Annotated in this window: 15 protein-coding genes; 5 read left to right on the top strand and 10 right to left on the bottom strand. The window is 40.7% G+C overall.

Going from position 1 to position 12,627, the window contains the following annotated elements:
- Positions 1 to 10: 10 nt before the first annotated feature.
- Both pssA and ACXAH9_RS01230 read right to left on the bottom strand, forming a co-directional pair.
- Positions 11 to 667 (bottom strand): CDP-diacylglycerol--serine O-phosphatidyltransferase, encoded by a 657-nt coding sequence (gene pssA / locus ACXAH9_RS01235; protein WP_474893069.1) that lies wholly within the window; start codon positions 665 to 667, stop codon positions 11 to 13.
- Complete coding sequence (locus tag ACXAH9_RS01230; protein ID WP_474893068.1) at positions 664 to 1,302, bottom strand: MBL fold metallo-hydrolase; 639 nt, start codon at positions 1,300 to 1,302, stop codon at positions 664 to 666. Before ACXAH9_RS01230 ends, pssA begins: the two co-directional genes overlap by 4 nt.
- Before the next feature lie 38 nt (positions 1,303 to 1,340).
- Here ACXAH9_RS01230 and ACXAH9_RS01225 point away from each other — a divergent pair, with 38 nt between their 5' ends.
- Genes ACXAH9_RS01225 through ACXAH9_RS01215 form a run of 3 tightly spaced genes read left to right on the top strand, consistent with a single transcriptional unit; the run spans position 1,341 to position 6,480 of the window.
- Positions 1,341 to 2,384, top strand: a complete 1,044-nt coding sequence (locus ACXAH9_RS01225; RefSeq protein WP_474893067.1) for an NAD(P)/FAD-dependent oxidoreductase — start codon at positions 1,341 to 1,343, stop codon at positions 2,382 to 2,384.
- Complete coding sequence (locus ACXAH9_RS01220) at positions 2,365 to 5,583, top strand: TolB family protein (protein WP_474893066.1); 3,219 nt, start codon at positions 2,365 to 2,367, stop codon at positions 5,581 to 5,583. Before ACXAH9_RS01225 ends, ACXAH9_RS01220 begins: the two co-directional genes overlap by 20 nt.
- A 21-nt stretch (positions 5,584 to 5,604) precedes the next feature.
- Positions 5,605 to 6,480, top strand: coding sequence for a YicC/YloC family endoribonuclease (locus tag ACXAH9_RS01215; protein WP_474893065.1), 876 nt, complete (start codon positions 5,605 to 5,607; stop codon positions 6,478 to 6,480).
- A 47-nt stretch (positions 6,481 to 6,527) separates the two neighbouring features.
- Here ACXAH9_RS01215 and ACXAH9_RS01210 read toward each other — a convergent pair whose 3' ends face one another.
- Entirely contained in the window at positions 6,528 to 7,046 is a 519-nt protein-coding gene (locus ACXAH9_RS01210) for a DUF2911 domain-containing protein (protein ID WP_474893064.1), read from the bottom strand.
- A gap of 208 nt (positions 7,047 to 7,254) precedes the next feature.
- On the opposite strand from ACXAH9_RS01210, the gene ACXAH9_RS01205 reads away from it, so the two are divergent.
- Both ACXAH9_RS01205 and ACXAH9_RS01200 read left to right on the top strand, forming a co-directional pair.
- Complete coding sequence (locus ACXAH9_RS01205) at positions 7,255 to 7,818, top strand: hypothetical protein (RefSeq protein WP_474893063.1); 564 nt, start codon at positions 7,255 to 7,257, stop codon at positions 7,816 to 7,818.
- Positions 7,818 to 8,147 (top strand): nucleotide pyrophosphohydrolase, encoded by a 330-nt coding sequence (locus ACXAH9_RS01200; protein WP_474893062.1) that lies wholly within the window; start codon positions 7,818 to 7,820, stop codon positions 8,145 to 8,147. The genes ACXAH9_RS01205 and ACXAH9_RS01200 overlap by 1 nt, the downstream gene beginning before the upstream one ends.
- A gap of 89 nt (positions 8,148 to 8,236) precedes the next feature.
- On the opposite strand, the gene ACXAH9_RS01195 is transcribed toward ACXAH9_RS01200, so the two are convergent.
- The 7 genes from ACXAH9_RS01195 to ACXAH9_RS01165 form a co-directional block, all read right to left on the bottom strand.
- Positions 8,237 to 8,455, bottom strand: a complete 219-nt coding sequence (locus ACXAH9_RS01195; RefSeq protein ID WP_474893061.1) for a hypothetical protein — start codon at positions 8,453 to 8,455, stop codon at positions 8,237 to 8,239.
- Complete coding sequence (locus tag ACXAH9_RS01190) at positions 8,452 to 9,270, bottom strand: hypothetical protein (protein ID WP_474893060.1); 819 nt, start codon at positions 9,268 to 9,270, stop codon at positions 8,452 to 8,454. Before ACXAH9_RS01190 ends, ACXAH9_RS01195 begins: the two co-directional genes overlap by 4 nt.
- Positions 9,271 to 9,274: 4 nt before the next feature.
- Positions 9,275 to 9,976 carry a 2-phosphosulfolactate phosphatase gene (locus ACXAH9_RS01185; protein ID WP_474893059.1) on the bottom strand — a complete coding sequence of 234 codons (702 nt, stop codon included), beginning with the start codon at positions 9,974 to 9,976 and terminating at the stop codon, positions 9,275 to 9,277.
- Entirely contained in the window at positions 9,973 to 10,296 is a 324-nt protein-coding gene (locus tag ACXAH9_RS01180) for a type II toxin-antitoxin system PemK/MazF family toxin (protein ID WP_474893058.1), read from the bottom strand. Before ACXAH9_RS01180 ends, ACXAH9_RS01185 begins: the two co-directional genes overlap by 4 nt.
- The gene (locus ACXAH9_RS01175; RefSeq protein WP_474893057.1) at positions 10,293 to 10,676 is read right to left on the bottom strand and encodes a hypothetical protein; all 384 of its coding nucleotides are present in this window, start codon (positions 10,674 to 10,676) and stop codon (positions 10,293 to 10,295) included. Before ACXAH9_RS01175 ends, ACXAH9_RS01180 begins: the two co-directional genes overlap by 4 nt.
- Before the next feature lie 61 nt (positions 10,677 to 10,737).
- A complete protein-coding gene (gene gcvT, locus ACXAH9_RS01170) occupies positions 10,738 to 11,820 on the bottom strand; it encodes a glycine cleavage system aminomethyltransferase GcvT (RefSeq protein ID WP_474893056.1) in 1,083 nt (360 codons plus the stop codon).
- A gap of 5 nt (positions 11,821 to 11,825) precedes the next feature.
- Entirely contained in the window at positions 11,826 to 12,602 is a 777-nt protein-coding gene (locus ACXAH9_RS01165; protein WP_474893055.1) for an exodeoxyribonuclease III, read from the bottom strand.
- Positions 12,603 to 12,627: the final 25 nt, after the last annotated feature.

Genomic DNA, 12,627 nt, shown 5'->3' with positions numbered 1-12,627 from the left:
ACCAAAAATTCTATCGGACAGACCTTGCAACATAAGATATGGCAGACACCATTATGTAAAATGGAATAATGTACGGGAATGATGACCATCTGAAGACAGCCAAAAGAATCAGAATCCCAATGATCAAGATCCATCGTTCTTTATTGCCTTTCCATCCGGAAGATGAAAATTTTAGTGCAATGAGTCGGATCGGTGAGACAAGCATTATGGCTGAAAAAATACAAATACTGATCAGCGTGTATTCATACATCTCAAAAGGCAGGAAAATAAGAGATGTAAGCATGATCGCATTAGCTGGGGTAGGTAACCCTTTAAAGCTATCTGACTGAGACTCGTCCAGATTAAAAACTGCCAGACGTATGGCTGAAAAAACCGCAATGATTATTGCAACCCAGAAATATGCTGATGATTCTTGAAGCCACTGTAGCATAAAGAAAGAAGGTAGCAAACCAAAAGAAACAAGATCTGAAAGGGAATCGAGTTGCTTACCTATTTCTGACTGAACTTTCAACATCCGCGCTGAAAACCCATCCAGAAAATCAAACAATCCTGCAGCGATCACAAAGTAAAAAGCCTCTGGTCCATCTGCTCGCAATGTGTAATAGATTCCTACACATCCAATGGCAAGGTTTAGACAGGTCAGAAGATTTGGAATGTGTTTTTTCATCCTTTCACAAATGGATTATTTCTTTTTTCGTGTCCAATACTGGTGGCAGGTCCATGTCCGGGGAGTACCTGCACCTCCTCAGGCAAGGTATATACTTTCTCCTGGATGTTTCTTAAAAGATCCTCGTGGTTACCTCCCGGCAAATCTGTCCTGCCGATGCTTTCACGAAAGAGCACATCCCCACCGATCATAAATTTTTCATCCTCGATGTAAAACATCAGATGACCTGGAGAGTGGCCCGGCACCTCAATCATTTTCAGCTGCACTTCATCAAGCGTCAATGTATCTCCGCCTTTTAGTAATTCATCAACCTCTGCATGTCTGTAACCTGCCATGCCCCATTGCGGTGCATAGGCAGGAACCGAGTCAAATACTTCTTTCTCGTTTTCAGGAATTTTCAAAGGCACCTTATAGTATGCTTTTAACTCATCATTACCGAGCACATGATCGATGTGACAATGAGTGTTTATGATTGCAACAACATTCAAATCATTCATATGAATGTATTCCTTCAACTCTTTCACCTCATAGTCCTCGTAGCATCCGGGATCAAAGATCAGGCAGTTGCCTTTATCTGAGGAAACCACATACGTATTCTCATAGAACGGATTAAAAACGAATGATTTTATCTTCATCTGATATAGTTTTATGCCTTTGAGAATACAAAAGTAAAGTGCCAAAAATTAAGGTTGACTATATCATCGTGGGGCAAGGACTAGCAGGATCATGGCTGGCACATGAAATGCTCGAAAGAGACCTTTCAATACTGGTAATAGATAAGGATATTGAAGCGACTTCCTCAAAAAAAGCGGCAGGCATATACAACCCGATTACCGGGAGAAAAATGGTAAAAACCTGGCGCGCTGACGATCTTTTCCCAAAACTGGAAAGTCGCTACCGTCTGCTGGAAAAAAATCTTCACACTACCTTTTTACATCCAACTCCCATCTATCGTCCTTTTAAGAATACTGAAGATCAAAACGACTGGGATGGTAAGATTGCTGATGAAGGATATGCAGACTTTGTGAAGGAGTTTAAGAAGGACAGCATCGGATACCCTGATGTTCGGGACGAGCTTGGAGGTATTATTGTTAACTATTCTGGTTATGTGAATCTTCCAGAAATGCTAGCAGCAATGAAGACTTTCTTACAACATAAGGGAGTTTACCGTCATGAAGTGTTTGATTATAATAAGCTAATCATGGAGGAACACCACGTTCAGTATGAGGACATTTCAGCTAGCAGGATCATTTTTTGTGAGGGTTCGCTTCCAGATAATCCATACTGGAATTTGCCTTTCAGACCAGTGAGAGGGGAGATTATGGACATTAAAATCGATTTGAAATCGGATTATATTATCAATCAGGGTGTTTTTATGATTCCAAAAGGCGATCGATTTACCGTGGGGTCAACCTATGATCACAATAATCTCACGTACGAACCGCAAGCGTCAGGAATCAAATCGTTGGAGGAGCGGTTAAATAAATTGTATGCTGGTGATTACGAGATAATTGATAAAAGAGCGGGGGTGAGGCCTGCCACTCATGACAGAAAGCCGTATATTGGTTTGCATGAAACGTATAAAACATTAGGAATTTTTAATGGTTTTGGCACGAAAGGTGTTTCTTTAACACCGTATTTTGCAAAACATTTCGTTGACGTTTTGCAGGGCAAAAGTGAGATAGACGAAGAAGTACATGTTCAAAGGGTTTCTTAAATACATCATCCCATATTTTTTTAGTGTAGGTGTGGCTGTAGGCCAGCACTACACAACCCCCTTTGGGCAAAACCGAATTCAGTATAAAAACTTCGACTGGTACTACTATAGCACCAATAATTTTGATATATACTATTACCCCGGCGGGCAGGAGTATGCCTTGGAGGCCATCGATTTTCTGGAGGATGAATTTGTAGATCTGACAGACAAGCTGGGTTATGCCCCGTACAGCAAAACGAAAATTTTTATTTACAACTCCATTCATGATTTGCAGCAAAGCAATGTGGGAATTGATGGAGCCGTCTACACTATCGGAGGAAGAACGGAGTTTGTGAAACTTCAACTGGAGGTGGCCTATCCCGGCAAGGCCAATCAGTTTAAAGAGGACTTGATTTATCAGCTGGCCAGTACTCTGATCAACGATATGATGTACGGTGGTAGTCTTGCTGAGATTTTTCAAAACAGCTATCTGCTTACTCTTCCTGATTGGTTTATCGACGGAGCTGCCAGATACATAGCCTACGGTTGGTCAAGAGAAATGGACGACTTCCTTCGAGATTACATGGGGAGAAAGAAAATCAAAAAACTTAAACGCATTGATGGAGAATCGGCAAGGGTCATCGGCCAAAGCATCTGGAATTATATAGCCGTGAAATACGGAGAGGGGAATATCTCCAATATTCTCAACCTCACACGGATTATCCGAAAAGAAGAAAACAGTATTGCTAATACGCTGGGAGTTTCATTCAAAACCTTTCTGGACGACTGGCAGAATTACTACCTGCTTCAGCGATTGGAAGTAGAAGAAAACTACACCACTGTCGGTGAAGATCGTTTACTTGAAGACATTAGAAACTCAAAAGAGCTGATCACCACCTCCATCAGCTTTAATAAGGACGCTGACAAAGTTGCCTATGCCATGCTGAAGAATGGAAAATATCAGTTGTATGTGACCGATCTTCAGACGGGTAACTCCAAAAAAATTGCTACCGGGGGCTATCGCATCAACGGACAGGATGTTGATAAACATTTGCCACTTTTGGACTGGCAGGATAACAGCACACTTGGTGTAGTTTTATTCAAAAGGGGCTTCTTGTATCTCAATACATTTAATATCGATACTGGAGAAAAAGGCCAAAAACCACTGAACCGCTTCAGACAAGTAGAAAGCTTTTCCTTTAATGATAATGGGAGGCTGGCGGTCATTTCCGGGGATATTGATGGTCAAAATGACATATTTCTGATAGCCATGAATAGGAATGCTCTCCGAAGGATCACGCGAGATATTTATGATGACCTGGATCCGGTATTTGTGCCAGGAACAGCGGCAATAGTATTTAGCTCTAATCGTGAAAGCGATTCAGTCAATGTAAGTGACGTTCCATTAGAAACACTGGATAACAACTTCAATCTATTTGTGTATGATCTGGACACCACAACTATCAACTTTTTCCGTTTAACAAATTCCTTTGCAGAGGACCGAAAGCCGTATGCTAAAAATGTGAATGAAGTCTATTATTTGAGTGATCAACAAGGCATATCAAATTTGTATAGATATAATCTATATGACTCTATAACCACACAGATAACGAATTTTGACAAGAGCATCATCAGCTATGACATCCACTTTGATCCTGATCGACTAACGTATTCCATGTTAGGTGAAGGAGAAAAGCGTGTATACTATGATACAATTACTGATCTGAGTACAAGCAAGTTCACAACAGAAACGCCAAGAAAGCGCCGTGAAAATGCAATCAGGGTAGTCACCAGGGTTTTGCGGAATGCTGAGAAAAAAGAGGAACAGGAAGCAGAAGTCACACCTAAAGATGAATTTGATACAGATGACTTCCAATTTGAAGAGGACACCACCGAAGACAGTACATCAGTAGAAGATGATCCAAACTGGATTGACACGGATAATTATGTTTTTGAAGATGAAAGTGAAACTTCATTCCAGCCTGAATCTTTCTTTAGCAAGTATCAAAGCTTTGAGCAGGAAAATGAGCGCGTGGGTCCTATACCATATAATCCTCGATTCCAGTTCAATAATGTAATCACATCCTTTCTTTGGGATCCTTACAGAAACTTCATGATGTTCATGGAGACGGAGATCAACGATGTGCTGGAAAACTACAAAATCAAAGGGGGTGCACTTCTGAAAACTGACTTCAAACAAGGTGATTTATTTGCAGAACTGCACTACCTCAAATACTGGATGGACTTTAAAGTTCGTCTTGACAGGAAAACCTATATTCTGGAAAATCAGGACAATAGTTTCCGTCACAAGTACAAACTGAACCGATTTAAATTGACTGCTTCTTTGCCAGTCACTCACACCTTCCGGGCGGAGGCTTCTCCATTCTACACCGAAACCTCATTTACTAATCTGAATTATCTAAGTGTGACCAATCAATCGAACGAACTGGCTGAGAATAGCAGGGAAAGATACGCGGGGGGCAGTATCGCCTTTATATTTGATAATACTGTAGAGCGCTCTTTTAATCTATATCAGGGGACAAGGGCTTTGCTGGAATACACCACGCACTTCCATACACAGAATTCTAATTTAAACTTCAGCAACCTGAGGTTTGATTTCAGGCATTACCAAAAAATACACCGTGAAATCACATGGGCCAATCGCATCCTGTATGGAAAGCAAATGGGGCCAGCCCGAAAGGTCTATATGCTTGGAGGTATGGATAATTGGCTCTTTGCTGATGCTGATATTCAAGGTGAACAGGACCCACTGGCGATCGTAGAAGGTCAGGATAATAGCGACATCCTTTTCAATGAATTTGTAACTAACCTGAGAGGATTAGACTATAACGAAGCGTACGGTTCGGATGTCCTGGTATTCAATAGTGAACTACGTATTCCATTGTTTCAATACCTAACCAATGGTCCTATAAAATCTAACTTCTTGAGAAACTTCCAGATTATCGGTTTTGGAGATATCGGTTCCGTCTGGACGGGCTCACCTCCATTCAAAGATGGCCGACCTATCACGAGAAAATTCGAAGGAAATCCATTCTCTGCTGAGATCGTGAAATTTCAAAATCCATGGCTAGGTGGATTTGGTTTTGGTCTTAGAACCGTACTCTTTGGCTATTACATCAAATTTGATGCGGCAAGACCTTATCTTGATGGAGAAGTCAAAGACTATCGCTTTTATTTCACTCTAGGCTTGGACTTTTAGTCCAAAGATTACCTTTGCACCATGCAGCACTCCATGACAGGCTATGGACGAGATGAGCGTACCAGCCAAAATCTATTGATCAAAACAGAGATCAAAGCACTTAACAGTAAATTTTTGGATTTTTCTCCCCGTCTTCCTAAAGAGCTTTCCGCTCAGGAGGCAGATATCAGGAATGTCATTACAGATAAACTGAAAAGGGGAAAGGTGATGCTCACCATGGAATTGGAAATGGCTGGTGATGAGCTACAAGATGTTCAAGTGGATGAAGCCAGGTTCAAAGCCTACTACGAAAAATTTAATCAACTAACTAAATCCGTAGATGGTCATAGTTCAGAGCTCGTAAAACTGGCTTTTCAGGCCCCTGACGTTATTCAGCAGCAGGAGTTAGACCCTGAATCTTTGCCCGTAAAGGACATCATGGCCAGCTTAAATGCCGCAGTAGATAAATGCATTGCTTTTCGAAAAAAAGAGGGAGAAGCGTTGACTCAAAAGCTGTCCGAATATATTTCTAACATCAGACAAGGCTTAAAAAGTGTAGAAGAAAACGATGAAAGCCGATCAGAAAATATCCGAACCAGAATACAAAAAAATCTGGATGAAATCAGGGATCGGGTGCAGGTAGATGAAAATCGCTTTGAGCAGGAATTGATATTTTACATGGAGCGACTGGATATTTCTGAAGAAAAAGTGCGGTTAAAACAGCATCTGGACTTTTTCGAGGAGGTGATCAAAAAAGAGGAATGTGCAGGTAAAAAACTCGGGTTTATCGCTCAGGAAATAGGGCGAGAGATCAATACGATCGGTTCAAAGGCAAATCATGCAGAAATCCAACGTACGGTGGTGATGATGAAAGACGAGCTGGAGAAAGTCAAAGAGCAGAACTTGAATATCGTCTAAAAAATAAACCGATTACTTTGGAGTAATCGGTTTATTGTCAATGCTCTTTATCTGATTGAAAATGTGATCTGGGTCTGATCCCATGCCAGGCTCACATCGCCATTGTTATCGATATCAATCGTAAACATCTCCACTACTCCATCAACGCTGGTTGGTTTTACTTTCACACGTAGTACATCGTCTTCCTCTTTGTACTCATAAGCTCCCCAACCATCCCACTTTTTATTGAAAATAATTGTCCATTCATCCTCTCCAGGGATTGTAAACAAGCCATATTTTCCGGCAGCCAATGGTTTACCTTCTACCTTCACATCGCTAGACACCTCGATCCAGGTAGATTCATTTGCTCCGGTACGCCACACTTTTCCATAATCTTCCAATCCTCCAAAAATTTCTCTACCACGCTTAGAAGGACGGCTATAGTCAATCGTGATTTTAGTGCCATCTACCTCCTGGGACACTTGTCCGGGAGGGCTAGGACGTTTGCTTTTATCTTTTTGTGCTGATACAGAAAATGCGAGCAACAAACTCATTGCGAAAAGCGACGCGATCTTTAAGGTTTTCATCATTCTTAATTTAATGGTTTTCAATTAGCATCTAATTGGTTTTTCATTGCACGCAAACCACGTTTTTTTGTTTACCACCTTACATAATTTTATTTACCAAAGGTGCTATATGTCGGGCTTGATACATCGAATAATTCAGTGCGTCGATGGAACACCAACATAATAAAAGACGGAATTCATTAACTTTCTTAAAAAACCAACCTTCGTTATGAAAAATCTAGCCCTGATTATAGCCATCAGTTTCGTTTGGGCATGTGGCTCAGAAGTAAAAAAAGAAAACCGTCCACTCGTAAAAGCAGTGGATTACAAAGTGAAACATATCGATCAAAATCACCGCGTGAGTATTGTTGAGGATGATTTCGTAAAAGCAGACTCGGTCTTTAAGGTTCGGGGCTATTTCAATGAAGGCCGGCTGATGAAACTTGTAGGTATCATCAAAACCCCTCATTATGAGCGAGATGATTATTTCTACTTTGAGAACGAAAAACCTATCTTTTCCGGTCACATGATGAATTTTATGGATGATCGATTGGCAGAGGAATTCAAGTATTATTACAAGGATGGGATGATTGTAGAATCCCTCTTTTGGAAAGATCATTACGAGCCGGGTAAGCGCTTTCCACATGAGACTTTTAAAGAGTTTGAACCAGACATGGATAGCCTGATGAAAGAAGAAAGAGGCCGAATGGCTTTCTTCCTTTCTAAGTTGGAAGAAGAGGGCTATGAGCTTAAACACATCAACGAACACCTGGAAGCTAACAGCAATAATTAATGACCATAGAAGAAGCGCAAAAGGTGGTTGACGAATGGATAAAAACAAAAGGCGTACGCTACTTCAATGAGCTCACCAACATGGCGATACTGACCGAAGAGGTGGGTGAGCTCGCTCGATTGATGGCGCGCACGTATGGCGAGCAATCCTTCAAAGAATCAGACAAAAACCGTGACCTTGGTGATGAGATGGCTGATGTACTGTGGGTGCTCATCTGCCTAGCTAACCAAACAGGGGTAGATCTTACTGAAGCACTTAAGAAAAACCTGGATAAGAAGAATTCACGGGATGGAACCAGGCATCAGGAGAATGAGAAGTTGAGGAAATAATCCTTGGTATTTAACCCTGACAGGTTTTAGTGGCTCAAAATGATTATTATTAATCTGTAGCTTTAATTGAATTAAACCTGTCAGGGTTTCTAATCAGCTTGCTCATAATATTCTCTTATCTTTTCTTTATCCTCCTTCGGAATAGATTGATCAGCCAGTAGCTGCCAGGCTCGCTGACGAGAGTTGATGTCATATTTTAGAAGGACGTTATTTTCCTTTTCACGCTTACGAATGCGACGAGCCATGACAAATATGGCGATCTGGATGATTGCTACAATGGCAAGAAGGACGTAGAGTCCAGCGCTCATTCTACTGTGATTTCTTCCAAAGTAACTAAACCTGAAGAGGCGATATTGCTTTCGTTGAGTTCTCGGTCATTCAATTGAAATTGAATCTCAAACAAAGTATTTTGAAGAGCAACATTCAATCCTATAGTTTTTATATTATAAGTGATTTCCCATGCATATCTATTAACCCTGTTAATCTTAAATATTTCAGGATGGTTTAATTTCTTCTCAATAGATAAATCAAATAACGTAGCATTGAAATCTCCAATTCCGCATAATTCTGAATTAAAAATCTCATTAAAATTGACTTTAGTTCCATCCTCTTGATAGAAAAGTACATCAAGATTTCTATAAAACTTATTTTCATGTCCAAAGAGAGTATCATAAGGATTGTTATGCCCATCCATGAGAATAACATTTTCATCACATGAAAATTCTTGACCTCTGTCAATCACATCAGAATAAAAAGATTTGTTTTGAAAATCATATTGGCTAATTAACTCACCTATATCTGGATTAAAAACAATATTCATTGGGCTGATATAAAAAGGAGGAAAAATATCATTCTCGAACTTAACAGGCCCATTTTTTGAATCTACAATTATATTATACAGGTGATAAGGATAATCAACGTCATTTTCGATATACCCAATATCACCTTCTCTATCCCATACAATAAATGAAAGTTCCATAACGTCTGGCTCTCCTGTATTATCACTAAAAACTAAATCCTCAAACTCAATATATGGTGATTGATCAAAAGGGTACTCCTCTTCTTTATCGCTGCATGATAGAAGGAGAATCGAGATAACAAATACAAATAAAAGCTTTCTCACAACGCTAAGATACCAACTCCCCATCAATAAACTTAGGGACCACCTGGTACTTGCTTTGTTCCATACAAAACTCCAGATCTTTTTCAATACCAAACCCTTTGAGTCGTTCGGCATGGCTTGAAGTTAAAGCCAGTCCTAATAAGTTCTCATGATTGGCAATGAATAGCTGGTGCGCCAGCAAAGCAGAATCTCCAACAGGCTCCATCTCCTCGGCACATTCATCGATCAGTGCACCTGCAAATAGGGTGTCTTCTAAGTTTGGTGTGCCTTTCCATCCCGCACAGTGAACAACCACTCCAATAGGTAGCTGTAGAATATATTCAGTAAGTGCCTCCAGGTTCAGAAATGAGCCAATCAAAATGGCATCTGCTCCTTCAGATTTCAGAATGGCCTGAGAGCCGTTTGTAGTAGAAATGGCTACTTTTTTTCCTTTGACATTGTCCTTCAGATATTCAAAAGGAGAATTTCCCATATCAAAGCCTTCCACTTTCTGACCTCCTCGTTCGCCAGCCATCAGGTAGCCCTCCTTTCCAAGTGCTTTGCATTCCTCTACTTCTCCAACAGGCTTAATTGATTCTACACCATTGGCTAGTCCGGTTACAATACAGGAAGTAGCGCGAAAAATATCGACTACTACAACGATCTTACCAGAAAGGTCATGCTGATGTATGAGGTCGGGGGTTAGACAAACTTCTATGGTTTTCATTTGAAGAGATCTCTTAAGGTCTTTAAAAGTAGTTTTAGTTGAGTGTCAGAAAGACTTCCTATTTTTTCGATTGCCCTTTCTTCTCTCAGCGTTGCGATTCGCTCCACTCTGATTATCGATTCGACTCTCAATCCATTGTTTGGATTTGGTTTGATCAAAATTTCATAATCTCCTAATGATTTCGGAACTACAGAGCTAATAGCACATAGAATAATATCATTGTACTTTTCAGTTCTATGGATGACCACAGATGGCCTTACTTTTTGAACATCTAAATCTGCAAAAGGAAATGGTACAAGAATCAAATCTCCCGGATTCATTTTTTAGGTAGATAATCCTGATAAATATCTTCTCGGGGATCGTTCCAAAAATCCCATTGAGCTAAATACCCAAAATCACGAATCATATCATCGTCATTTGATATTTGATGAATTTTTTCGATTATTTGATGGATAAGAATTTTTTGCTTCTCCTCAGTAAAATTCTTCAATGCATTTTTGAGGCTCTCAAAATCCTTCGTTGTATTTCCAGGCTGATAATCTTCTGAAGCTTCCTTGGCCAGGCTCTTAAGCTCACCTTGAGAAGATTCAAACTTCGAAGACCATTTTATCTCGTCCAACCAATTATCCACCCATTCTTTCTGTTGTGCTTTTGGGAGCTTTTCAAGCTCTTTTTTCAAGTCATCAAATCCCTTAACCATACTTAAAAGTACGTAAATGTTTCAAAATTGATCCTTCGCTGCTCTCAGGATAACACTTCTGTCATTTCAAAAATGGCGGCTTCACCACCTTCGCTTTCAAACTTTTATTCCGAACCTGCACGTAGATTTCAGTATCGGGAGCACTGTGTTCTTTCGTCACATACCCCATCCCTATTCCCAGATTTAGAGATGGCGACATAGTACCAGAGGTCACCTTGCCAATGATATTTCCATCTGCATCTGCCAGCTCATAATCATGACGTGGAATCCCTCGATCAATCATTTCAAATCCAACCAACTTACGAGTCACGCCGGCTTCTTTTTGTGCTTTCAGGTTTTCACTATTCACAAAGTCCTTCGTGAACTTGGTCACCCATCCTAAGCCTGCTTCCAAAGGAGAGGTTTCATCCGTAATGTCATTGCCATAGAGGCAGAATCCTTTCTCCAGTCGCAATGTATCTCGAGCGCCTAGGCCGATTGGCTTAATACCAAATTCCTTGCCAGCTTCAAAAATCTTGTGCCATACTTCTTCCGCATCGTTCTTATTGATATATAGCTCAAATCCACCGGAACCGGTATATCCGGTAGCTGAAATGATCATTTCTTTACCCGCTAATTTATCCTGCACAAATCGGTAAAACTTCACCTCCGAAAGATCAACTTCAGTCAGCTTTTGCAACGTCTCAACTGCCTTTGGCCCTTGAACCGCAAGTAGTACAATGTCATCTGAGATGTTCTCCATCTCCACACCCCATTTATCCTGACCTTTGATCCAGTTCCAGTCTTTTTCAATGTTGGATGCATTTACAACCAACATGTACTCCTCCTCATTCATTCGATAAATTAAAAGGTCATCAACGATCCCGCCTTTATCATTTGGCAGGCAAGAATACTGTGCTTGCCCATCCACAATCTTAGACGCATCATTGCTGCTCACCCACTGGATCAGGTCCAGGGCATGAGGCCCACGAAGCATGAACTCACCCATGTGAGAAACATCAAATACACCGACCGATTCACGAACAGTCATATGTTCTTCTTTATCTGAGGAGTATCGAACAGGCATATTGTAACCTGCGAAGGGCACCATTTTGCCACCTAGTTTTTCATGCAGGTCATTCAAAGGGATTTGTTTCGTTTCCATGCTTCTTAGTTATTAAGTTTTAGTCCGACCGGACAGTGATCCGATCCCATGTATTCATTGTAAATGTGTGCCTCTGCCACTTGATCTTTTAGCTTCTCGCTGACTAGAAAATAATCGATTCGCCAGCCCACATTTCGCTCACGTGCCCGGTACTTGTAGTTCCACCACGAGTATTTTACCTCTTCCGGATGCTTTAATCGGAAGGTATCAATGTAACCCTCATTTAAAAGAGCCTCCAACCCATCTATTTCTGTCTGCGTGTATCCGGAAGCTTTATTATAATTTTCTTTTGCTCTGGCGATATCTATTTCAGTGTGAGCTACATTCAGATCCCCGCAAATAATGACCGGTTTCTTCTCCTCCAAACTAATGATATACTCTCTGAAAGCTTCGTCCCATGATGATCGATAATCCAGTCTTTTCATTCCTTCACCGGAATTAGGGGTGTAAACAGTAACTACAAAGTAATTTTCAAACTCTGCCGCAATGACTCTTCCCTCCTGATCATGCTCTTCAATGCCCATATCATAAAAAACCTCCAGAGGTTTTTCTTTGGATAGAATGGCAGTTCCTGAATATCCTTTTCGTGCTTTTGAAGAGTTCACTGACACTTCATATTGAGGCAGGAGTTGCAAGGCAGTCTTTACATCCTCCGGTTGCCCTTTGGTTTCCTGCAAACACAATACATCCGGATCCATCTCCTTTACGTCTTTGATGAAATCTTTTTTGATCATGGCACGGATGCCATTGACGTTCCAGGAAACGAGGTGTGTTTGAGACATATAAATTTGAGGATTGTAGAATTAT

The organism is Ekhidna sp. ABH4_415, assembly GCF_056161305.1.
This window is presented reverse-complemented; position numbering and strand designations above follow the sequence as displayed.

Bases quoted from the DNA above. Each gene is read 5' to 3' on its own strand.
- pssA (WP_474893069.1), bottom strand. From the start codon at position 667: ATGAAAAAACACATTCCAAATCTTCTGACCTGTCTAAACCTTGCCATT.
- ACXAH9_RS01230 (WP_474893068.1), bottom strand. From the start codon at position 1,302: ATGAAGATAAAATCATTCGTTTTTAATCCGTTCTATGAGAATACGTAT.
- ACXAH9_RS01220 (WP_474893066.1), top strand. From the start codon at position 2,365: ATGTTCAAAGGGTTTCTTAAATACATCATCCCATATTTTTTTAGTGTA.
- ACXAH9_RS01215 (WP_474893065.1), top strand. From the start codon at position 5,605: ATGCAGCACTCCATGACAGGCTATGGACGAGATGAGCGTACCAGCCAA.
- ACXAH9_RS01210 (WP_474893064.1), bottom strand. From the start codon at position 7,046: ATGAAAACCTTAAAGATCGCGTCGCTTTTCGCAATGAGTTTGTTGCTC.
- ACXAH9_RS01205 (WP_474893063.1), top strand. From the start codon at position 7,255: ATGAAAAATCTAGCCCTGATTATAGCCATCAGTTTCGTTTGGGCATGT.
- ACXAH9_RS01200 (WP_474893062.1), top strand. From the start codon at position 7,818: ATGACCATAGAAGAAGCGCAAAAGGTGGTTGACGAATGGATAAAAACA.
- ACXAH9_RS01195 (WP_474893061.1), bottom strand. From the start codon at position 8,455: ATGAGCGCTGGACTCTACGTCCTTCTTGCCATTGTAGCAATCATCCAG.
- ACXAH9_RS01185 (WP_474893059.1), bottom strand. From the start codon at position 9,976: ATGAAAACCATAGAAGTTTGTCTAACCCCCGACCTCATACATCAGCAT.
- ACXAH9_RS01180 (WP_474893058.1), bottom strand. From the start codon at position 10,296: ATGAATCCGGGAGATTTGATTCTTGTACCATTTCCTTTTGCAGATTTA.
- ACXAH9_RS01175 (WP_474893057.1), bottom strand. From the start codon at position 10,676: ATGGTTAAGGGATTTGATGACTTGAAAAAAGAGCTTGAAAAGCTCCCA.
- gcvT (WP_474893056.1), bottom strand. From the start codon at position 11,820: ATGGAAACGAAACAAATCCCTTTGAATGACCTGCATGAAAAACTAGGT.
- ACXAH9_RS01165 (WP_474893055.1), bottom strand. From the start codon at position 12,602: ATGTCTCAAACACACCTCGTTTCCTGGAACGTCAATGGCATCCGTGCC.